The 19,559-nt window shown below is 68.8% G+C and carries 21 protein-coding genes and 2 tRNA genes; 7 read left to right on the forward strand and 16 right to left on the reverse strand.

What is annotated here, in order from left to right; translation table 11 throughout:
• Positions 1-8: 8 nt before the first annotated feature.
• Positions 9-446 (forward strand): holo-ACP synthase, encoded by a 438-nt coding sequence (locus ACH49X_RS13830; RefSeq protein WP_043721202.1) that lies wholly within the window; start codon positions 9-11, stop codon positions 444-446.
• A 37-nt stretch (positions 447-483) separates the two neighbouring features.
• On the opposite strand, the gene ACH49X_RS13835 is transcribed toward ACH49X_RS13830, so the two are convergent.
• Positions 484-1,104, reverse strand: a complete 621-nt coding sequence (locus ACH49X_RS13835; RefSeq protein ID WP_323123958.1) for a TetR/AcrR family transcriptional regulator — start codon at positions 1,102-1,104, stop codon at positions 484-486.
• A 297-nt stretch (positions 1,105-1,401) separates the two neighbouring features.
• Between ACH49X_RS13835 and ACH49X_RS13840 the strand changes: the two genes are divergently transcribed.
• A complete protein-coding gene (locus ACH49X_RS13840) occupies positions 1,402-2,628 on the forward strand; it encodes a hypothetical protein (protein ID WP_195077434.1) in 1,227 nt (408 codons plus the stop codon).
• A gap of 57 nt (positions 2,629-2,685) precedes the next feature.
• Here ACH49X_RS13840 and bcp read toward each other — a convergent pair whose 3' ends face one another.
• Entirely contained in the window at positions 2,686-3,159 is a 474-nt protein-coding gene (bcp, locus tag ACH49X_RS13845; protein WP_195043242.1) for a thioredoxin-dependent thiol peroxidase, read from the reverse strand.
• A gap of 165 nt (positions 3,160-3,324) precedes the next feature.
• Between bcp and ACH49X_RS13850 the strand changes: the two genes are divergently transcribed.
• Complete coding sequence (locus ACH49X_RS13850; protein WP_195077435.1) at positions 3,325-3,546, forward strand: DUF3618 domain-containing protein; 222 nt, start codon at positions 3,325-3,327, stop codon at positions 3,544-3,546.
• Positions 3,547-3,609: 63 nt separating this feature from the next.
• Here the strand turns inward: ACH49X_RS13850 and ACH49X_RS13855 are convergent, their stop codons facing one another.
• Both ACH49X_RS13855 and ACH49X_RS13860 read right to left on the reverse strand, forming a co-directional pair.
• Positions 3,610-3,906: an excalibur calcium-binding domain-containing protein gene (locus tag ACH49X_RS13855; RefSeq protein ID WP_195077436.1), complete on the reverse strand. Its 297-nt coding sequence runs from the start codon at positions 3,904-3,906 to the stop codon at positions 3,610-3,612.
• Positions 3,907-4,041: 135 nt separating this feature from the next.
• Positions 4,042-5,019 (reverse strand): pirin family protein, encoded by a 978-nt coding sequence (locus tag ACH49X_RS13860; RefSeq protein ID WP_195077437.1) that lies wholly within the window; start codon positions 5,017-5,019, stop codon positions 4,042-4,044.
• 58 nt (positions 5,020-5,077) lie between these two features.
• Between ACH49X_RS13860 and ACH49X_RS13865 the strand changes: the two genes are divergently transcribed.
• Positions 5,078-5,542: a MarR family winged helix-turn-helix transcriptional regulator gene (locus tag ACH49X_RS13865; protein ID WP_195077438.1), complete on the forward strand. Its 465-nt coding sequence runs from the start codon at positions 5,078-5,080 to the stop codon at positions 5,540-5,542.
• Positions 5,543-5,557: 15 nt separating this feature from the next.
• Here the strand turns inward: ACH49X_RS13865 and ACH49X_RS13870 are convergent, their stop codons facing one another.
• The 4 genes from ACH49X_RS13870 to ACH49X_RS13885 form a co-directional block, all read right to left on the reverse strand.
• Entirely contained in the window at positions 5,558-6,094 is a 537-nt protein-coding gene (locus ACH49X_RS13870) for a DUF1992 domain-containing protein (protein WP_195077439.1), read from the reverse strand.
• 94 nt (positions 6,095-6,188) lie between these two features.
• Positions 6,189-6,503: a hypothetical protein gene (locus ACH49X_RS13875; RefSeq protein WP_195077440.1), complete on the reverse strand. Its 315-nt coding sequence runs from the start codon at positions 6,501-6,503 to the stop codon at positions 6,189-6,191.
• Positions 6,504-6,675: 172 nt separating this feature from the next.
• Entirely contained in the window at positions 6,676-7,308 is a 633-nt protein-coding gene (locus ACH49X_RS13880) for a transglycosylase SLT domain-containing protein (RefSeq protein ID WP_195077441.1), read from the reverse strand.
• A gap of 710 nt (positions 7,309-8,018) precedes the next feature.
• Positions 8,019-8,091 (reverse strand) — tRNA-Lys (locus ACH49X_RS13885).
• Positions 8,092-8,398: 307 nt separating this feature from the next.
• On the opposite strand from ACH49X_RS13885, the gene ACH49X_RS13890 reads away from it, so the two are divergent.
• Positions 8,399-9,637 carry an Ig-like domain-containing protein gene (locus ACH49X_RS13890; RefSeq protein WP_195077442.1) on the forward strand — a complete coding sequence of 413 codons (1,239 nt, stop codon included), beginning with the start codon at positions 8,399-8,401 and terminating at the stop codon, positions 9,635-9,637.
• Between the two features lie 66 nt (positions 9,638-9,703).
• Here the strand turns inward: ACH49X_RS13890 and ACH49X_RS13895 are convergent, their stop codons facing one another.
• The 4 genes from ACH49X_RS13895 to orn form a co-directional block, all read right to left on the reverse strand.
• A complete protein-coding gene (locus ACH49X_RS13895; protein ID WP_357205023.1) occupies positions 9,704-9,955 on the reverse strand; it encodes a hypothetical protein in 252 nt (83 codons plus the stop codon).
• Between the two features lie 104 nt (positions 9,956-10,059).
• Positions 10,060-10,254 carry a hypothetical protein gene (locus tag ACH49X_RS13900; RefSeq protein ID WP_357104358.1) on the reverse strand — a complete coding sequence of 65 codons (195 nt, stop codon included), beginning with the start codon at positions 10,252-10,254 and terminating at the stop codon, positions 10,060-10,062.
• A 163-nt stretch (positions 10,255-10,417) separates the two neighbouring features.
• Positions 10,418-10,493, reverse strand: a tRNA-His gene (locus tag ACH49X_RS13905).
• A gap of 55 nt (positions 10,494-10,548) precedes the next feature.
• Positions 10,549-11,187 (reverse strand): oligoribonuclease, encoded by a 639-nt coding sequence (orn, locus tag ACH49X_RS13910; RefSeq protein ID WP_397070126.1) that lies wholly within the window; start codon positions 11,185-11,187, stop codon positions 10,549-10,551.
• A 200-nt stretch (positions 11,188-11,387) separates the two neighbouring features.
• Between orn and ACH49X_RS13915 the strand changes: the two genes are divergently transcribed.
• Positions 11,388-13,070, forward strand: a complete 1,683-nt coding sequence (locus tag ACH49X_RS13915) for a helicase HerA-like domain-containing protein (RefSeq protein WP_357104362.1) — start codon at positions 11,388-11,390, stop codon at positions 13,068-13,070.
• A 13-nt stretch (positions 13,071-13,083) separates the two neighbouring features.
• On the opposite strand, the gene lysA is transcribed toward ACH49X_RS13915, so the two are convergent.
• From lysA to ACH49X_RS13935, 4 genes are all read right to left on the reverse strand, one after another.
• Complete coding sequence (gene lysA / locus ACH49X_RS13920; protein WP_195077446.1) at positions 13,084-14,427, reverse strand: diaminopimelate decarboxylase; 1,344 nt, start codon at positions 14,425-14,427, stop codon at positions 13,084-13,086.
• 142 nt (positions 14,428-14,569) lie between these two features.
• Positions 14,570-15,373, reverse strand: coding sequence for a mycolate reductase (cmrA, locus tag ACH49X_RS13925; RefSeq protein ID WP_195077447.1), 804 nt, complete (start codon positions 15,371-15,373; stop codon positions 14,570-14,572).
• 105 nt (positions 15,374-15,478) lie between these two features.
• Positions 15,479-17,509 carry an NADPH-dependent 2,4-dienoyl-CoA reductase gene (locus ACH49X_RS13930; protein WP_357205026.1) on the reverse strand — a complete coding sequence of 677 codons (2,031 nt, stop codon included), beginning with the start codon at positions 17,507-17,509 and terminating at the stop codon, positions 15,479-15,481.
• Positions 17,506-18,084: a PadR family transcriptional regulator gene (locus ACH49X_RS13935; RefSeq protein WP_195077449.1), complete on the reverse strand. Its 579-nt coding sequence runs from the start codon at positions 18,082-18,084 to the stop codon at positions 17,506-17,508. The genes ACH49X_RS13930 and ACH49X_RS13935 overlap by 4 nt, the downstream gene beginning before the upstream one ends.
• A gap of 110 nt (positions 18,085-18,194) precedes the next feature.
• On the opposite strand from ACH49X_RS13935, the gene ACH49X_RS13940 reads away from it, so the two are divergent.
• Positions 18,195-19,559 (forward strand): MFS transporter, encoded by a 1,365-nt coding sequence (locus tag ACH49X_RS13940; protein ID WP_195077450.1) that lies wholly within the window; start codon positions 18,195-18,197, stop codon positions 19,557-19,559.

The raw sequence follows: 19,559 nt of genomic DNA on the forward strand, positions 1-19,559 counted from the left end.
GCCCGCCTATGACGATCCTCGGTATCGGCTTGGACTTGGTGACCATCTCCGAGTTCGCCGAACAGCTCGAACGCGCCGGAACGACCATGCTCAGGGAAAGTTTCACCGCGGGAGAGCGGCGTTACTGCCAGAGCAAAGGGACCGACCCGGCGCGCAGCTACGCGGCGCGGTGGGCGGCGAAAGAGGCGGTGCTCAAAGCATGGGCGTCGTCGCGGTTCGCCCGCCGCCCGCAGATCGGGGACAACCCGTATCCGCTGATCGAAGTGGTCAACGACGCGTGGGGCAGGCCGAGCATCAAGCTGCACGGCCTGGCCGCGGAATTCCTGCCCCGGGTGCGGGTCCACCTCTCGCTGACGCACGACGGCGACACCGCCGCCGCCATGGTGGTGCTGGAGGACCCGGGCGAGCTGGCCGACCTCATCGAAGGCCGCGACAGCGCGGGCTGAGCAGCGCGGTGGTCCCGGTCGCGGCCGGGACCACCCGTTATCCTTCGCCGCCGGTACGCGATTCCTTCTCCGCGACCAGCAGGTAGGCCACCATCAGGCGCTTGAGTTCGGCGACCGCTTCGGCGCTGCTCTGCTCGTCCTGCACGGAGAAATTGAGCATCGAATAGACCACGTGCACCAGCACTTCGGCCATCATGGTGCGCCGTGCCCTCGGCGTGCGCGGCGTGAGCGGCCGCAGCATCTGCGAGACGACCTCGGCGAACTGCTTCTCGTGGATCGCCCCGGTGGCCCGGGTGGACGGCGTGGACTGCATGGCAAGCCACACCTCCCGCCGGGACGGGTCGGTCATCCAGAGGTTGGCCAAGTGGTCGACGAACTGGTTCATGTGCCGCAACCAGTCCAGGGAGGGAATCTCACCGTGGAAGTCGGCCAGCTCCTGGGAAACGGCAACCAGGTCTTGGCGATTCAGCTCACAGACGATGACGTACTTGTTGGCGAAGAACTGATACAGCGTGCCGATCGGCACCTCCGCCCGTGCCGCCACCTCTTCACAGGTGAACGACTCGAACCCGACCTCGACGAGCAACTCCCTGGACGCCTGGAGTAAGGCGTCGAACTTTCGTTTGCTGCGTTCCTGCGTCGGCCGGCGTCGCGGCATGAGCTCCTGTGGGTCGGCCTGCAGCTCCAACGCAGGGTCCAGACGGTGCTTCACCCTGGCCTCCGCGCGTACTTCCACGCATCCAGGCTAACGGTAGGGGCAAGCGTGCGATACGCGCATCCGCCGTTCGCGTCCAGTCGGCTGGATTTCCGCTACCCATCCGTAACCGATGCGGCATCGAACATATACCGAGCGCGCGTGCATCGCGGCGTGTGTTCCGAGCAGGGGAATCCATGGGGCTCATGGCTTTCGGCAAGCCCGTGAGCTCGGTCAATGCACAGAGGGAAGGCGTGATCAGTGGTAGCTGAATCTGTGGTGACTCTCGGCGTTTCGACCGAACGCGGTGCCGTGCACGCGGTGGCGCTCGCCGACGGCAGGAAGCTGGCCGATCGAGTGCTGCTGCGCCGGGTCGAGCGAACCGGCGGCGACAGCAAGGCGGACGTGGCCGCAGCGGTCGAGGCCGCGCTCGACGCCGTGGCCGCGGGCCTGGGCGCGGAGCGGGAAGTCGGTGGTGTGGCGGTCGCCTATCGCGACGCCGCGGAGCGGCGCGCCATCGTGACCAGATTGGCGGCGGGCCGGTGGCACAGCGCCTCGATGGTCTCGGTGAAATCGGCCCACCTGAGCGTGGCGAGCATGATGACGTGGCTGGACGCCTACGACAACCTGCTGGTGTGTGAGGTGGTGCCCGGGTACCACGCGTTCACTTTGGTGGACCGGGGCCGCCGCCGAGTGCTCGCCGCGGTGGGGCAGGCGGGCCGGGCGACGCCGCGATCGCTCGGCATGGGCGTCACGGCCGCGTGGGATCAGCTGGACGCGGCCGGCGCGCGGCCGGACGCGGTGGCGCTGATCGGCTCGGCGGGCGCGGGTTCGGCCGTGCTGACGGCGGTCGAGAAATTCGGGGCTCCGGTGATCCCCTGCACCGTAGGCGCTTTCGCCTCCGCCGCGGGCGCGGCGTTGAGCGCACGGCTGGAGCAGGACAGCTACGCAGGCCCGGTGAGCGAGTCGAATCGACCGCGCGGCGGGGTGGCGGTGTTCGCCGCGGCCGGTGTGCTGGCCAGCGGAATGGTCATCGGCGGGAGCTACCTGCTGAACGATTCGTCTCGGTCGGTGCCGACCGTCGTGACCGACGCCAGGATCGAGGGCGCCGGTGCGACGCATCCGGTGGAGCCGGTCCGGCCCGCCGGTACCGAGGCGGACGAGTCGTTCGACGGCCCGCACGGTGGCGATGCCACCACGACCGGAGTGTGGCTTCCGGACCAGCGCTGGGGATCGTCCCCGCGGCACCGTCCGTTGCCGCTGGTCGCCGCCGATGCCCCCGTCGCGCCGGAGCCGGAGGCCCCGGAGCCGCTCGTGCCGGGGACCGGAATCCCGTCCGATCGCCAGGTGGGCGCGCCCGACGGCGCGTTGCTGTTCCCCGGTGAGGCTCCACCGCCCGCGGCGTTCACCCCGGAAGCGGCGGACTGGTGGGACGAGCACCTTCGCCTGATGGCGCAATGGGCCGCCCAGCAGGTTTTGCAGGCTTGATCCACCCGACTCCGGCCCGGCGCCCCTGCGGCGCCGGGCTTTTCGCTGCCCCGTGGGCTACACCGACAGGTCGCGGCGCAGCTTGGCGACGTGACCGGTGGCGCGGACGTTGTACTGCGCGAGGGCGATCTTGCCCGCTTCGTCCACCAGGAAGGTCGAGCGGATGACGCCGACGACCGTCTTGCCGTACATGGTCTTCTCGCCGTACGCGCCCCAGGCGGTCAGCACGGCGCGATCGGGATCCGACAGCAGGGGAAAGGTCAGTCCCTCCGCGTCGCGGAACTTGGCCAGCTTGGCGGGCTTGTCCGGCGAGATGCCCACCACGTCGATGCCCGCACCGTCCAGGTCGGCCAGGTTGTCGCGGAAGTCGCAGGCTTGCTTGGTGCAGCCGGGCGTGCTCGCGGCGGGGTAGAAGTACACGATCACCTTGCGACCGCGGTAGTCCGACAGCGAGACGTTCTTGCCGTCGGCGTCGGGCAGCGTGAAGTCGGGGGCGGTGTCACCCGGGGAGAGTCGTTGGTTGGTGGTCACCTCCAGCACGGTATCCGAAGGTCGGGACCGCAGATCCGCGCACGGCCGGATCGCGCCGCGTGGCGGCGGATAGACTCGTCCGCGAGCCCCGGGTACTGCGCGAACGGCTGAGCGTGCGGCGTGATTCTGCACCGGGTGCGGCAATCGACAACAGGAGGGTGGAACGTGGCAAGGGATACCGAGCGGATCGAGCAGGAGATCGAGGCCGCCCGCACTCGGCTGGCGAGCACGCTCGACGAACTCGCGGTACGCGCGGACCCGCATCGCATCGCGGACGACACCAAGCAGATCGTGGTTTCGAAGCTGAACGAGCCGAAGGTGAAATACAGCCTGATCGGCGCCGCCGCCGTCTTCGTCGGGCTGGTGCTGCTCAAGATCTTCCGCTGAGCTGGAGAAACGACGACACCCGGTGGGCAGCTGCCCACCGGGTGTCGTCGTTTCGCGGTCGGTTCAGACCGTCGGGCAGGCGAAGCCGTCGCCGTCGGGATCCAGGTGCGGGCCGAAGCCGGGTTCGCCGCGGAACAGCGGCGCGCGACCGGCGGCACGGGCGTCGTCGCAGTTGGCGAAGGCGCCACCGGCCGAACCGGTCTGCGACAGACCGGCCGAGCCGGTCGCGGCGGAGCCGGTGTCGACGGCCGAGGAGCCGGTTCCGGCGGATCCGGACGGAGGGGCGGCTAGGGCGGCGGGAGCCGCGAGAAAGGTCAATCCCGCGACGGCCGCGCTGACGGAGAGCCGGCGAACGTTCATGTATTCCTCTATGTGGTTGCTGCGGTGGATGGGCGTCCGACCGGACGCCGCATCCACTGTTGTGACGGGCCGCTCCGTTGTCAACCTCGGGGGGACGGAACTAGGGGATTAGGGGATCACACCCGGTGCGGCCGCTCAGGCGGTCGTCCCGGCGCCGCGGATGTGTTCGGCGGGGATGTTTCCCATGCGTCCGGCCTGGTAGTCCTCCATGGCTTCGATGATCTCGGCGCGCGTGTTCATCACGAACGGCCCGTATTGCACCACCGGTTCCCGGATCGGACGTCCGCCGAGCAGCAGGACTTCCAGCGCTCCGGTCCGATTGTCTTGGCGCGCATCGGCGGTCACGCTGATCGCGTCTCCCTGACCGAAGACGGCGAGCTGCCCCTCGGCCAGTGGCCTGCGCTCCGCGCCGACCGTGCCGCTGCCCGACAGCACGTACGCCATCGCGGTGAATTCTTGCGGCCACGGCGTTTCCAGGATTCCGCCGGGTGTGATCGACGCGTGGGCGTAGGCGATCGGGGTGTATGTCGAACCGGGACCGGTGAATCCGCCGACCTCGCCGGCGATCAGCCGGACCAGCGCGCCGCCGTCGTGCGAACTCACCAGGGTCAGTTCGCGAGCGCGCAGGTCCTGGTAGCGCGGGGTGGCGAATTTGAGCGCGCGCGGCAGGTTCACCCAGAGCTGGATGCCGTGGAACCAGCCGCCCGAGGCGACCATCTCCTCCGGCGGGACCTCGTCGTGCAGGATGCCGGAGCCCGCGGTCATCCATTGGGTGTCGCCTTCGCCGATGACGCCGCCGCCGCCCTGTGAATCGTGGTGCACCATGGTGCCGTCGAGCATGTAGGTGACCGTCTCGAAGCCGCGGTGCGGATGCCACGGCGCGCCCTTGGCCTCGTGCGGTTCATAGGCGACCGGACCCATCTGGTCGAGCAGGATGAAGGGATCGGCCGTGCGCAGATCCATGCTGGGGAACGGCCTGCGCACCTCGAAGCCGGCGCCTTCGCGCTGTCTGTGCGCGGTGACCACGCTGCGCACCGGCCGTTCACGCAGGGTGGCGTCGGTGCGCGGGAGGCGTGGCAGGACCATGATGTCGGGAACGGTGACGGCGGGCATCGGGACCTCCTCGGGAGTTGGTGTCCATGTCAACCAACCGTGACTACACTTCATTCCCATGGTCCGGTGGTTGAGTGACGACGAGCAGGCGACGTGGCAGGCCTACGTGCGGCTGCGCCAGCGTTTGGACGGGGCGATTTCCGCCGGGTTGGCCGAGGACGGCCTGTCCCTGGCGGACTACGAGTTGATGGTGGCGTTGTCGGCGGCCCCCAACGGGTGTCTGCGCGCCAAGGAGCTGGCCACCGAGGTGTGCTGGGAGAAGAGCCGGTTGTCCAAGCATCTGGCCAGGATGGACGCGCGCGGACTGGTCGAGCGGCGGCCCGCCGAGGAGGATGCTCGCGGCATCATCGTGCAGCTCACGCCGGAAGGGCGCGTGGCGCTGGAGCGTGCCGCGCCCAATCACGTCGATCTGGTCCGTCGCGTCTTCGTCGAGCTGATGACGCCGGGTGAGGCGCGGGCGCTGCGCGCGCTGGCGGAGAAGGTGATCGCCGAGGTGGAACAGGTGACCGAGCTCGGCGCCTGATCGCCGGTTGCGGCGCTATCCGGCTTCGGTGCCGTGCCGCCGCCATCGACGCCACCACGGGCGGCGCGCGCGCGGCGCGATGTGTTCGTCCGGCGTCGGGGCGGCCGCGGTGGCCGCACGGCCGGGCTGCGCGCGCCGCGGCCGGTCGGCTTCGCGCGCGTGCCGCCATTGCTCGACGATCTCGTCCGCGTTCACCGGAGCGATCGGGACGAACGGCCCTTGCGGCATCCGCAGCCAGTCCACGATGCGCTTGTTGAGTTCGCTTACGGCGGCGCGCACCTCCCGTTCGCCGGTCGCGTCGCGCACGGTCTCGGGCAGGTGCTCGATATCGCGTCGCAGCACCAGCGACGGAGGAAGCAGCGCGTCACCGCTGACCCCTTCGCGGCGCAGATACGCGCGCAACCACCAGTCCTCGTCGGGGGTCGTGCCGGCTCCGGGAATCGGCTTGCCGGTGCCGGCCAGGTTGTCGAATTCGCCGCGCTCGGCCGCCTCGCGGATCTGTTTGTCGACCCACGATTCGAAGGTCTGCTTCGGCGGCTTGCGCTCGGTCATCGGGACGGCTGGGTCTGCTGGTCCATGAACTCTACTCTACGTAATTCTGTAGTAGACGTGAGAAATGTTGCGGCACAGCATATTTGGCGGATCATCAGGTCCATGGTGTGATCGGCGGCTTCACCCAGAGCAGCTTCTCGTCGGTGTGCTCCCGCCGCGCCGAGGGATGCCGCGGATGGCGGGCGGCCCAGGCGTCCTTCTCGGTCAGCAGTCGCGCCACCGCGGTCCAGGTCTCGTCGGTGCTCGGCGGATTCGTCCCGGCGGCCCTGGCCAGTTTGCGCCGAATCGGCGCGGGCATCGCCAGCACCTCGGGTTCGGTGATGCCTCGGTGCCAGAGGTAGCTCGCCAGCCGGCGCGCCTTCTCGGCGCGGCTCTTGGCGGCCGCGTCGCTGTGTGCGTAGTCGGTCACGGCAAGGTCCAGTGGTCGCAGGTGTGCCGACCATTATGGCCGGAGCTCGGCCCGTCGATCGCCCGGCGCACGGCCGGGAGCCGGAGGGACGCGTCAGGCCGACGGCGCGGATCGGCCGGAAAGCGCCACAGCCTCCCCATCAATGGATGGGGAGGCTGCGTGGCGGGATGGCTCAGTACGCGCTGTTGACGTTGTCCATCGAGCCGTAGCGGTGCGCCGCGTAGTTGCAGGCGGCGACGATGTTGGCGACCGGGTCCCAGATGTCGAAGGGCGTGCCCGCGACGTGGTAGGTGGCGAAGGTGGGGTCGATCACCTGGAGCAGGCCCTTGGACGGGATGCCCATGGCTGCGTTGGAGTCCCACAGGTTGATGGCCTGGGGGTTGCCGGTCGACTCGCGCATGATGTTGCGGTAGATGCCGTTGTAGGTGCCGGGAATGCCGTTCGCCGACATGATGTCCAGCGCCTGGCGGATCCAGCCGTCCAGGTTGTCCGGGTAGACCGGCGGGGCCGGGGCGGGCATCGGGGCAGGCTCGGGAGCGGGCGCGGGAGCCGGGGCGGGCGCGGGTGCGGGCATCGGTGCGGGGATCGCCTCTGCGGCCGGAGCGGCGACCTCGGCGGCGACCGGAGCGGCGACTGCCTCCGGCTGCTGCTCGGCCACCATGGCGATGCGAGACGGGACGCTGTTGTCGGCAACGGACGCCGCGGAGCAGGCGGCCACGGCCACGACACCGGCGGCGGCGAATCCGACGGTGACGGTTTCGCGGAGCGAGGGGCGACGAAGGGCGGAAAGGCGTCTGTCAGGCATTGCGAATCGGTTCCTTGATCGGGGACTTACTCGATCCGGCCGCAGTTGGGCAGCACGGATCCTGCGGCGTACGCTCGTGTGCGTTCGCCGAAACGGCCATGTGCTGTTGTGTGGTTTTGTTGTGGGGGACGCTGATGTCCCCGGAACGCGACGCTTCGTGCGTACGGCACCGGATCGCCCTCGGTGGGGCTCGGCCGCTTGTCGCGTGAGACTCCGCATCCTCGATGCGGAGAGACGGGCGGAAGTATGGGATTGCGGGTCCGTTGCCGGATTCCGCTCCGCCGATCACGTGGCGGGCAGTGCCTGCCGTGTGATCGTTACCGAATCGGTGTCTACAACTCCTCGGGCTGACCAAACTTCAGGTCGCTTTGTGACCTGATTGCAGAATGGTCACGCATGGTTAACAGAGGGTGAACTGATCATGAATGGCAGGTGCTGCCGATCTTGGAACGCCCAGGGCGCGGTTGCCGAATCGTTATCCAAGCTGGGAGTTTGCTGCTAAACCTCTTGTGCTGTACATCACAGAACTTTTCAGCCACCGAGGTGGATTTCAGGGCCGCGACGGGCGTATCGCTGTCCGAATCGGGACAGCAGGTGCATCTGGGAAAGAGGCCAGGTCACGGTGATGTCACGGGAATCGGGACGCCGTGGAGACGAAAGAACCGTGCCCTTGCCAGCCGATGACTGACAAGGGCACGGTTCTCGAATTGTGCGCCATCAGGGACTCGAACCCCGAACCCGCTGATTAAGAGTCAGCTGCTCTGCCAATTGAGCTAATGGCGCTTGCTCCGTGTTCCGGTGCGGGACAAACCTTAACAGGCTGGGGCCGCAGAAGTGAAATCGTGTCCTGACCGGCGCGGATGTGATGTCCTCCCGCGCCGGTAACGCGGGGGTGCGGCGTGTTGATCTAGAGGGTGGTAACGCTGCAGTGACGGACGAGGTGTTCACATTGGCCTGGACGTGACGCACTGGCAGAATGTCCGATTGTGGTTTCGACCGCCCGCGTACACGGCGGGGTGAGCGGCGTGGCGGTCGGCATCCGAAGCCATCGGTGTGTCCTGGAGCACCGAGACTTTGAAACGGGGTTGAAATGAGTGTTGGTCTGGGTCGGCGCGAGCGTAAGCCGGCCAAACGGTGGTCGCTACGCACGTTCGCGGGGCCGGTGATCGTCGTGGCGGTCGCCGCGCTGGCATCGACGGGATGTTCGGCGTCCGACGCCGCCGATGCGGCCCAGGTGGCCATCGACCGCAACCCCATCACGGAATTGATCAAGCCCAAACTGATGTCGCCGGTGAAAGACGGTGAAGTCGGTGTGTCGCCCGGCGTCCCGCTGGCGTTCAAGGTCGAGGACGGCAAGTTCACCAATGTGACCTTGGTCAGTCCGCAGGGCAAGACGGTGGAGGGCAAGCTCGCCGCCGACGGCCGGTCGTGGGAGACCACCGAGGTGCTCGGCTACGGCAAGACCTACCGGCTGAAGGCGGACGCGATCGGGCTCGGCGGCGCGAACTCCGCGACGCTGAGTTTCACCACGAGCTCGCCCGGTAACCAGACCAAGCCCTACCTCGTCCCCGGTGAGGCGGAGGTCGTCGGCATCGGCCAGCCGGTGGCCGTCCAGTTCGACGAGAACATTCCCGACCGGAAGGCCGCGCAGGATGCGATCAAGATCACCACGGAGCCGCCCGTCGAGGGCGCGTTCTATTGGGTGAACAATCGTGAGGTGCGCTGGCGGCCGGAGCATTTCTGGGCGCCGGGGACGAAGGTCACCGTCGATGTGAACGTCTACGGGCGCGATCTCGGCAACGGTCTGTACGGCCAGGACAACATCCACTCGTTCTTCACCATCGGCGACGCGATGGTCTTCACCGCCGACGACAACACCAAGCAGGTGACCGTGGAGCTGAACGGTCAGGTGATCCGCACCATGCCGACCTCGATGGGCAAGGACAGCACGCCCACCGACAACGGCGTCTACATCGTGGCCGACCGGCACGAGAAGATCATCATGGACTCCTCGACCTACGGCGTCGCGGTCAATTCGCCCGACGGGTACAAGACGCCGGTGGACTTCGCGACCCGGCTGTCCTACAGCGGCATCTTCTTCCACTCCGCGCCGTGGTCGGTGGGTGCGCAGGGGTACAGCAACACCAGTCACGGCTGCCTGAACCTCAGCCCGGCGAACGCGCAGTGGGTCTTCCAGAACGCCAAGCGCGGTGACATCACGATCGTGAAGAACACCGTGGGCGGCACCCTGTCCGGTGTGGACGGCTTGGGTGACTGGAACATCCCGTGGCCGGTCTGGAAGGCGGGTAACGCCGAGGACAACCGCTGAGCCGAAACCAAAGCCGAACGGGCCGCCGGAGCGAATCCGGCGGCCCGTTCGGCGTTCACGGTGCGTTCACGGCAGCATGTTGCACCCTAATTGGGCGTCGCCCAGGATCGCGATGGCGCTGCCGGTGGCGGCGCACAGCAGCTTGCTGCCCGCCGAACCGGTGCCGGAGGAACCGGTGGTGGCCAGGCCGCCCGCCGATCCGCTCGACGCCGAGCCGGAGTCGGGCAGCGTGGGCAGTCCGATGCCCGCGACCGCGGTCCCGCTGGATCCGGTGACGAGGGTGGCGCCGACGAAGGCTGCGATTACCGCGGAACGCATCACGAGGTGTGTCTTTCTGGTCGAACCGGGAAGGCGCCCCAGCGACACCGTCCCACGTGCACCGCAGTCTACGGACGAGTGGCGGATTCTGGAGTGGATTTGTTTCACATCGCGGCGAATGGGCGCGCGGTGGAAATGGATTGGGGCGCAGTGGGAAAGCCGTCGTGGCTCGGTGCCGCGGCAGCATCGGCGGCTGCCTGGCGAGCGCCGCCTGCGGTGAAACGGCTGCGATCGGCCTGCTGGCGGGCGTTGCTCGTGGCCAGGACATACTTCGGAAAGCCGCTCGGCACCGCGGTCATACGCACACCGTCGATCAGGTCGTGCTAGGCCGACGACCATTTCGCGCCGTCGCCGACGCTGGGAGGATTCCGCGAAGCCTCCGCTGTGGCGGATGAACAGAGGAAGAAGAGTCTGGTCTGGTGTGCGAACCGCCCCGGAGGACGGTTCGCACACCGCGACACCTGGGGTGAGCGACGGGACTCGAACCCGCGACAGCCAGGATCACAACCTGGTGCTCTACCAACTGAACTACGCTCACCATCGCCGGTGAAGAACCGGCGGGCTAGATATTAGCGTGTCAACCCGCCCTGGCCCTAATCGGCGTCTGGCGACCCGTTGACCTGCGCCGATTCGGACCGCTGCGTGGCGCTCTCGGCCACCTCGGCGGCCACGGCGGCGATTTCGGTGGTGGAAGGGCCCGGCGGTGCGACGAACGCGGTGCGCCGGTAGTACTCCAGCTCGCGGATGGACTCCTGGATGTCGGCCAGGGCGCGATGGCTCAGCCCCTTCTCCGGCTGGCCGAAGTAGATACGCGGGTACCAGCGGCGGCACAGCTCCTTGATCGAGCTCACGTCGACCATCCGGTAGTGCAGATGGGCATCGAGCAGCGGCATGTCCCTGGCGATGAAACCGCGGTCGGTGGCGATCGAGTTGCCGGCCAGCGGCACGGTGCGCGGGGTGGGGATGTACTGGCGGATGTAGTCGAGCACGCGATGCTCGGCCTCTTCGAGGGTGACGGTGGAGCGGCGGACCTCATCGGTCAGCCCGGACCGCGCGTGCATCTCGGCGACCACGGCGGGCATCGCGGCCAGCGCGTCGTCGTCGGCGTGGATGACGATGTCCACGCCCTCGCCGAGGATGTTGAGATCGCTGTCGGTCACGAGTGCGGCCACTTCGATCAGCTTGTCGCTGTCCAAGCGCAAGCCGGTCATCTCGCAATCCATCCACACCATGTATTTGTCGGACACCCGTGCAACATTAGCCGGGCGAAGGGCCGGTGCAGGCGGTACGGCACGGCAACCCCGAAGCCGCCGATGTGGCCATGAACTCGACCAGCGGAGATACAGTTTCTTCTGGTTCGCAACCAGGTGTTTTCGGGGCCGCGGCAAACAGTGAGTGAAGCAGTCGGGTCGAGCCAGGACGGAGACGTGCGATGACCACTCCGCAGGAGAAGGCGGCCGCGGCGCGTAAAGCGGCCGACGAGGCGGCGCGGATCGCGGCGGAGGCGGCAGCCGCCGCGGAGGCGGCGGAACGGGAACTGGCCGAGCAGACAGCGGGCGGAGCCGGTGCGCAGAGGCGGGACGAACCGTCCGAGGGCCAGGCCGCCGCAGGGGAGATCGCCGCAGGCTACGCGTTCGAAGGGGATGCGCTGGATCTGGGCACCGTCGTGGTCGACGGGACGGTGGATCCCGGCGCGCGCATCCGTATCCCGTTGCGGATGATGAACCGGCACGGCTTGGTCGCGGGGGCGACCGGAACGGGAAAGACGAAAACCCTGCAAAGCCTCGCGGAGCAACTGTCGAGCGCCGGGGTTCCGGTGGTGCTGGCCGATGTCAAAGGCGATCTGTCGGGGTTGGCCGAGCCGGGACGAATGAGCGAACGACTCGCCACGCGCATCGCCGAGACGGGCGCGGACTGGGCGCCGACCGGCTTCCCCACCGAGTTCGTCTCGCTGGGCACCGCCGGGGCCGGGCTTCCGATCCGCGCGACGATCAGTTCGTTCGGTCCGGTGCTGCTGAGCAAGGTGCTCGGACTGAACGAGACGCAGGAATCCACCCTCGGCCTGATCTTCCACTGGGCGGACCGCAACGGTCTCGCGCTGCTGGATCTGAAGGACCTGCGCGCCGTGATCACCCACCTGACCAGCCCGGAGGGCAAGGACGACCGGAAAGGTATCGGCGGTGTCTCCTCGGCCACCGCCGGCGTGATCCTGCGCGCACTGGCGAATCTGGAGGCCGACGGCGGCGACACGTTCTTCGGCGAGCCCGAACTCGACCCGGCCGACCTTGTGCGGATGGTGGACGGGAAAGGGGTGATCACGCTCTTCGAGCTGGGCGCGGACGCGGCGCGGCCGGTGATGTTCTCCACCTTCCTGATGTGGGTGCTCGCCGACCTGTTCCAGACCCTGCCGGAGGTCGGCGACGTGGACCGGCCCGTGCTGGTCTTCCTCTTCGACGAGGCGCACCTGCTGTTCTCCGACGCTTCGAAGGCGTTCCTGGATCAGGTGGAGCAGACCGTCAAACTGATCCGGTCCAAAGGGGTGGGTGTGTTCTTCTGCACCCAGCTGCCCACCGACATCCCGAATCCGGTGCTGTCCCAGCTCGGCGCGCGCATCCAGCACGCACTGCGCGCGTTCACCCCGGACGACCAGAAGGCGCTGGCCAAGACCGTCCGTACCTATCCGACGACCGGTGTCTACGACCTGGAGCAGGCCCTGACCTCCCTCGGCACCGGCGAGGCGATCGTGACGGTGCTCTCCGAGCAGGGCGCGCCGGCGCCGGTGGCCTGGACCAGGATGCGGCCGCCGCGGTCGCTGATGGACACCATCGGCGCGGACGCGATCCGCTCGCGGGCGCTGTCCAGCCCGCTGGCCTCGAAGTACGCCGCGACCATCGACCGCGAGTCGGCCTACGAACTGCTGGCCGCAAAGGTCGCCGAGGCGCCGCGGGAGCCGCAACCGGCGCCCGTCCCCGGCCGCAGCGCGACCCGCGTGGAGGAGGAGTCCGCCGCCGAGCGGATCATGCGGAATCCCGCGGTGCGCGGCTTCCTGCGCTCGGCGGCCAGCGCGGCGGGACGTGAGATCACCCGCAGCCTGTTCGGCACCAGGCGCCGCTGAGCGGACGGCCGGATCAGCGCCCGACCTCACGGGCGAGCAGGTCGGTTGTCGTCTCCCTGCGGATCAGTTCGCGGGCGCGGCCGTGGCGAACGGCGATGATCGGAGGACGCCCGACACTGTTGTAGGACGAAGCCAAGCTGTGGTGGTAGGCGCCCGTACACGGCACCGCCAGCACTTCGCCGGGACGCAGATCGGCGGGCAGCCGCACGTCGGCGGCGAGGATGTCGCCCGCCTCGCAGAAGCGACCGGCGACCGTCGCGGTCATCTGCGGGCCGCACGGGTGACGGTTGGCGACCACCGCGTCGTAGCGCGCGCCGTACAGCGCGACGCGCGGGTTGTCGCTCATCCCGCCGTCCACGGTGACGTAGGTGTGCCCGCCCTCGACGTGTTTGATCGAGAGCACTCGGTACAGCGTCACCCCGGCTCGGGCGACGATCGCGCGGCCGGGTTCCAACGCGAGCACCGGGCGCGGGAAATGGTGGCGGGCGCAGGCGGCGTCGAGGGCGTCCTCCAGGATGTCGGCGAGTTCGGCGAGGTTCATTTCGGCGTCGCCGCCGCGATAGGCCACCGCGTGGCCGCCGCCCAGATCCAGCTGGGTCAAGACGACACCGTGGTCTTGCCGCACCTGTGCCATCGCCGCGACCATGCGCCGCACCGCCTCGCCGTAGTGGTCCGGCTGATGGATCTGTGAGCCCAGATGGCAGTGGAAGCCGACCAGGGTGAGGTTCGGCCTGCGCAGCACCCGGTCGATCGCCTCGGCGGCCGAATCGCCGCCGAGCGGAAAGCCGAATTTCTGGTCGTGCACGCCGGTGCGCACGGCCGGGTGACCGTGGACATCGATGCCGGGCGAGAGCCGCAGCAGCACCTGCTGCGATGTCGTGGTCAGGGCGGACAGCAGCGTGATCTCGGTGTGCGAGTCGATCACGATCCGGCCGACCCCGCCGCGCACGGCGGCGGCCAGTTCGTCGAACGACTTCCCGTTGCCGTGCAGGACGATGCGGGCGGGGTCCACCCCGGCCGCCAGCGCGACGGCCAGTTCGCCAGCCGAACACACGTCCACCGAAAGCCCTTCCTGGGTAACCCAATCCAGCACCGCCCGGACAGTCAGGGCCTTGCCCGCGTAGATGATCTCGGCCTCCGGGAAAGCCTTGCGATAGGCCCGGCAGCGCGACCGCACCTCCTGCTCGTCCAAGACGTAGGTGGGCGTGCCGTACTGATCGGCGATATCGGCGAGGGCGACGCCGCCGAGGGTGATCCCGCCGTCGCCGTCGTAATGCGTTTCTCGCGGCCAGACCGTGGCATCCAGGCGCGAAGACGATCCCGAGCGCAAGGACGGGATGATGTCGAGCAGCGTCACGATGTTCTCCTGGGTCGCCCCCGCTTTCTCGAATTGCGGGGCCGATGCCAGGACTACGCCGGGTACCGGGCCGGTGGGCGCGTCGTTTGCGGATCCTTGACCACCCGGCGTCGCTTCTTGACGGCTCGCTGACGCGGTGGGCTCAGCTGCCGAGTTTCCGGTAGAACGCGCCCGCGATGGGGGCGGTGACCGCGCGCGGAGCATACTGTCCCGCCACGCTCATGCCCTTGCTGATCAGGCCGGGGACCACACGCATCTTGTTGCGGGCGAGCGCGTCGATGGACACCTTGGCGGTGTACTCCGAGGAGACCCACATGAAGTCGGGCACCATCCGGTCGACGATGGAGGCCTCGGCGGGGTCAGGGGTCTCGGTGCGGACGGGGCCGGGGGCCAGCAGGGTGACATGCACCCCGGAGCCTTTCAGCTCGCCGCGCAGCGATTCGGAGAACGTGTTGGCGAACGCTTTGCTCGCCGCGTAGGTGGCGTTGTTCGGGATCGGCATGTTGCCCGCGGCCGACCCGCTGATCAGGATGCCGCCGCTGCCGCGGGCGAGCATGCCGGGCAGCACGGCCAATGTCAGATCGTGCACGGCGACGGCGTTGAGCTCCATCTGCGCGCGCTCGTAGGCCGGGTCGAGTTCGGCGATCGCGCCGAAGGTCGCGATGCCCGCGTTGTTGCACAGGACGGCGATCTCGCGGGTCGCCAGTTCTTTCACCAGCACACCGCGCTGGTCGCGGTCGGCCAGATCGACCGCGCGCACCTCGGCGGTGATGCCGTGGGCCAGGGTCAGCCGCTGCGCGAGCTCGGTGAGCAGTTCCTCGCGGCGGGCGACGAGGATCAGCGAGTAGCCGCGGGCGGCGAGTTCGGCGGCGAGCGCGGTGCCGATGCCGGAGGAGGCGCCGGTGACGACCGCGCGGTTCTCGGAGGTGGGGGAGGGCAGGCTCACCCGATGCAGCCTAGGCGACGCGACGCGGTGGCCGGCCGCACGATCCCCGGCGCGGCATCCGTGCCGGGGCCGAGGCGGCCGGCGCGCGGCCCGGCCGCCGTCCGCTCACAGCCGCGCGGCCAGCCGGGTGCCCTGGTCGATGGCGCGCTTGGCGTCCAGTTCGGCGGCCAGATCGGCGCCGCCGATGAGGTGCGGGCTGATCCCCGCGGCGCGCAGCGGGGCCTCCAGATCACGCACGGATTCCTGGCCCGCGCAGACGACGACGTTGTCGACCGGGATCAACTGGGGCCGTTGTCGTTTCTCCCCGAAGCTGATGTGCAGGCCGTTGTCGTCGATGCGTTCGTAGTTGACGCCGCCGATCTGCTCGACGCCCTTGGCCTTCAGCGCGGCGCGGTGCACCCATCCGGATGTCTTGCCCAAATCCTTGCCGAACGGCGTCGACTTGCGTTGCAGCAGAACGACTTCGCGCGCCGCCGGCGCGGGCCGAGGCGTGGTGAGCTGTCCGCGGACCTCCTCGTCGTCGGAGGTGACGCCCCACTCCTGCTTCCACTCGTCCAGCTCGAGCGTGGGATGCCCTTCCACGGTGAGGAATTCGCTCACGTCGTAGCCGATGCCGCCCGCGCCGATCACGGCGACGCGCTTGCCGACCGGCTTCTCCTCCCGCACCAGCTCGGCGTAGGACACCACCATGGGGTGGTCGATACCGGGGATGTCGGGGATCCGCGGCCGCACGCCGGTGGCCAGCACGATTTCGTCGTAGCCGCCAGCGATGAGCTCGTCCGCGCCGACCCGTTTGTTCAAGTGCACCGTGACGCCGGTGAGCTGGAGCATCCGGGTGTAGTACCGGATCGATTCGCTGAACTCCTCTTTGCCCGGGATGCGGCGGGCGATGTCGAACTGGCCGCCGATCTTGTCGTCGGCCTCGAACAACTCGACGCGGTGGCCGCGTTCGGCGAGGTTCACCGCCGCGGAAAGCCCGGCCGGGCCCGCGCCGACCACGGCGACGCGCTTGCCGCGGCGGGTCGGCAGCAGCTTCAGCTCGGTCTCGTGCCCGGCGCGCGGATTGAGCAGGCACGACACGGTCTTGTGCTGGAAGGCGTGATCGAGGCAGGCCTGGTTGCACGCGATGCAGGTGTTGATCTCGTCGACGCGATCCTGCGCGGCCTTGTTCACCCACTGCGGGTCGGTGAGGAAGGGACGGGCCAGCGAGATCAACTGCGCGTCACCGCGGGTCAGGATCTCCTCGGCGACCTCGGGCATGTTGATCCGGTTGGACGCGCACACCGGGATGTTCACCCGCGCGGAGATCTTCGCGGTGAATTCGACGAAGGCGGCGCGGGGCACCGAGGTCACGATGGTGGGCACCCGCGCCTCGTGCCAGCCGATGTCGGTGTTCAGGATGTTCACCCCGGCGGCTTCCAGTTCCGTGGCCAGGGCGACGATCTCGTCGAATGTCTGCCCCTTCTCCACCAGTTCGGCCATCGACAGGCGGAACACGATGATGAAATCCGGGCCGACCGCGGCGCGGGTGCGGCGCACGATCTCCACCGCGATCCGGCGCCGGTTCTCCGGGGAGCCGCCCCACGCGTCGGTGCGCTTGTTGGTGCGCGGCGCGAGGAACTGGTTGATGAAATACCCTTCACCGCCCATGATCTCGCAGCCGTCGTACCCGGCGAACTGAGCGAGTTTCGCGCAGCGGGCGTAGTCGTCGATGGTGCGCTCGATGCCTTTCGCCGACAGCGCGCGCGGCCGGAACGGGTTGATCGGGGCCTTGATGGACGACGCCGACACGCTGCCGGGCATATACGAATAGCGACCGGCGTGCAGGATCTGGATGGCGATCTTGCCGCCGTGCTGGTGCACCGCCCTGGTGATCGTCCGGTGCCGGTACGCCTCGGTCTTGTTGGTCAGCTTGGCGCCGAACGGCAGCAGCCAGCCCGCGCGATTGGGCGCGTAGCCGCCGGTGATGATCAGGCCGACACCGCCGCGGGCGCGCTCGGCGAAGTAGGCGGCCAGCTTGTTGGTGTCCCAAGCGCGGTCCTCCAGCCCGGTGTGCATCGACCCCATCACCACGCGATTGCGCAGGGTGGTGAAGCCGAGATCCAGCGGCTCGAGCAAATGGGGGAACGAACTCATGGCTGCGGTCGCCTTTCTCCGTCCGCGTGCGGGGCTGTCGCGCGCGGGTGCAGTGCTTGCAGAACTTCGTCGCACCATTCGACGAATCCCGCCTCCACGCGGACGCCCGCGCGCAGGACGAGGTACTGGTGCAGGGCCGTCCCGGCGAGCCGGCCGGGGTCGGGGAAGTCGCGCTTCTCGATGTGCCGGTACAGCTCGAGCCGCTGGGCGTGCTGGTCGCGGTGGCGGGCCACCTCGGCACGCAACGCGGTGACATCGCCGTAGGCCGCCGCGCGGATCTTCACGGCGAGTTCGTTGCGCGGAGTGGCGGTATCGCTCGGCGCCGCTATCCAGCGCGCGAGTTCGGCGCGTCCGGTCTCGCTCACCGAGTAGACCTTCTTGTCCGGCCTGCCCTCTTGGACCACCGTCTCGCCGTCCACCCAGCCGGACTCCTCCATGCGCTTGAGCACGCGGTAGATCTGCTGGTGGGTGGCACTCCAGAAGTAACCGATGGACTTGTCGAAGCGGCGCGCCAGCTCGTAACCGGAGCCGGCGCGCTCGGTGAGCGATACCAGCAGCGCATGCTCGAGTGCCATGCGGTGAGAATAGCCGTGACACTCGGTACTATGCAACTGGGTGCATAGCAATGCGGCCGGTCTCGATTTCGGCCGGACTCGTGACGTCCGCGCGCATTAAGCTGCGCGGCATGACCGAGGTGAACGCCAGGGCGACCGTCGGGCAGGCCGCCGGGCGCGGGCAGGTGGTGGCGTGGGGGCTGTGGGATTGGGGGTCTTCTGCGTTCAACGCCGTGATCCTCACCTTCGTCTTCTCGGTGTATCTCACCGACAAGGTGGGTGACGATCTGCCCGGCGGTGTCTCCGCCAGCGCGTGGCTGGGGTGGGCGCTGGGCATCGCGGGGTTGATCGTGGCGTTGACCGCGCCGGTCAGCGGGCAGCGCTTCGACGCATCGGCGAAACGCAAGGGCTCGCTCGGTACCCTGACCGCGCTGACCATCGCGGCGATGACGCTGATGTTCTTCGTGCACGACGACTACCACGACCTGTGGTTCGGCTTGGCGCTGCTGGCGTTCGCGTCGGCCTGCTTCGAACTGGCGAACGTGCCGTACAACGCGATGCTGCGACAGGTCTCCACGCCGCGGACCGTCGGCCGGGTCTCCGGGTTCGGCTGGGCGATGGGCTATTTCGGCGGCATCTTCCTGCTGCTGATCTGCTACTTCGGCTTCATCGCAGGCGAGGGCGACAACCGCGGGCTGCTCGGTGTGCCCACCGACGAGGGGCTCAACATCCGCTTGGTGGCGGTGCTGGCCGCCGTCTGGTTCGCCGCCTTCGCCCTGCCGGTGCTGTTCGCGGTGCCCGAGCTGCCGCGGACGGACGCCGATCCCGGCGCGGCGAGCGCGGGCCTGCTCGGCTCGTATCGGGTGCTGTGGCGCGACCTGCGTGAACTGTGGCGCGTCGACCGGCGCACGGTCGGGTTCCTGGTGGCCAGCGCCGTCTTCCGGGACGGCCTCGCCGGGGTGTTCACCTTCGGCGCGGTGCTGGCCGTGCGGGTCTACGGGATCGCCGACTCGGACGTGCTGCTGTTCGGCATCGCCGCGAATGTCGTTGCGGCGCTGGGCGCGATCGTCGCGGGGCGCTTCGACGACCGGGCCGGGCCCAAGATCGTCATCGTGGTGTCCCTGGCCGCCATGCTGGTGTGCGGGCTGGCGCTGCTCGTGGTGTCGGGGCCGATGATGTTCTGGATCTTCGGGTTGCTGCTCACCGTCTTCGTCGGTCCGGCCCAGGCGGCGGCGCGCTCGTTCCTGACCCGCCTCGCGCCGCCGGGCCGCGAAGGTCAGCTCTTCGGCTTGTACACGACGACCGGACGGGCGGTGTCCTTCCTCGCGCCGAGTCTGTTCGGACTGTTCGTCTGGCTGTTCGGCACGGACCGGGCGGGCATCGTCGGCCTGCTGGTGGTGCTCGCGGCCGGGCTCGCGGTGCTGCTGCCGGTGCGGTCGCCCGATCCGGTCGCCGTGGCGCGCGACGGCGTCGAGGACGCGCGGCCCGTCGAGTGA

The sequence above is a fragment of the Nocardia sp. NPDC019323 genome (assembly GCF_044389845.1).
GTDB classification, from domain to species: domain Bacteria; phylum Actinomycetota; class Actinomycetes; order Mycobacteriales; family Mycobacteriaceae; genus Nocardia; species Nocardia implantans.

Coding starts and splice junctions, on each gene's coding strand:
- ACH49X_RS13830 (WP_043721202.1), top strand. CDS start 9: ATGACGATCCTCGGTATCGGCTTGGACTTGGTGACCATCTCCGAGTTC.
- ACH49X_RS13835 (WP_323123958.1), bottom strand. CDS start 1,104: ATGCCGCGACGCCGGCCGACGCAGGAACGCAGCAAACGAAAGTTCGAC.
- ACH49X_RS13855 (WP_195077436.1), bottom strand. CDS start 3,906: ATGAACGTTCGCCGGCTCTCCGTCAGCGCGGCCGTCGCGGGATTGACC.
- ACH49X_RS13860 (WP_195077437.1), bottom strand. CDS start 5,019: ATGCCCGCCGTCACCGTTCCCGACATCATGGTCCTGCCACGCCTCCCG.
- ACH49X_RS13865 (WP_195077438.1), top strand. CDS start 5,078: ATGGTCCGGTGGTTGAGTGACGACGAGCAGGCGACGTGGCAGGCCTAC.
- ACH49X_RS13870 (WP_195077439.1), bottom strand. CDS start 6,094: ATGACCGAGCGCAAGCCGCCGAAGCAGACCTTCGAATCGTGGGTCGAC.
- ACH49X_RS13880 (WP_195077441.1), bottom strand. CDS start 7,308: ATGCCTGACAGACGCCTTTCCGCCCTTCGTCGCCCCTCGCTCCGCGAA.
- ACH49X_RS13890 (WP_195077442.1), top strand. CDS start 8,399: ATGAGTGTTGGTCTGGGTCGGCGCGAGCGTAAGCCGGCCAAACGGTGG.
- ACH49X_RS13895 (WP_357205023.1), bottom strand. CDS start 9,955: ATGCGTTCCGCGGTAATCGCAGCCTTCGTCGGCGCCACCCTCGTCACC.
- ACH49X_RS13900 (WP_357104358.1), bottom strand. CDS start 10,254: ATGACCGCGGTGCCGAGCGGCTTTCCGAAGTATGTCCTGGCCACGAGC.
- orn (WP_397070126.1), bottom strand. CDS start 11,187: ATGGTGTGGATGGATTGCGAGATGACCGGCTTGCGCTTGGACAGCGAC.
- ACH49X_RS13915 (WP_357104362.1), top strand. CDS start 11,388: ATGACCACTCCGCAGGAGAAGGCGGCCGCGGCGCGTAAAGCGGCCGAC.
- ACH49X_RS13930 (WP_357205026.1), bottom strand. CDS start 17,509: ATGAGTTCGTTCCCCCATTTGCTCGAGCCGCTGGATCTCGGCTTCACC.
- ACH49X_RS13935 (WP_195077449.1), bottom strand. CDS start 18,084: ATGGCACTCGAGCATGCGCTGCTGGTATCGCTCACCGAGCGCGCCGGC.
- ACH49X_RS13940 (WP_195077450.1), top strand. CDS start 18,195: ATGACCGAGGTGAACGCCAGGGCGACCGTCGGGCAGGCCGCCGGGCGC.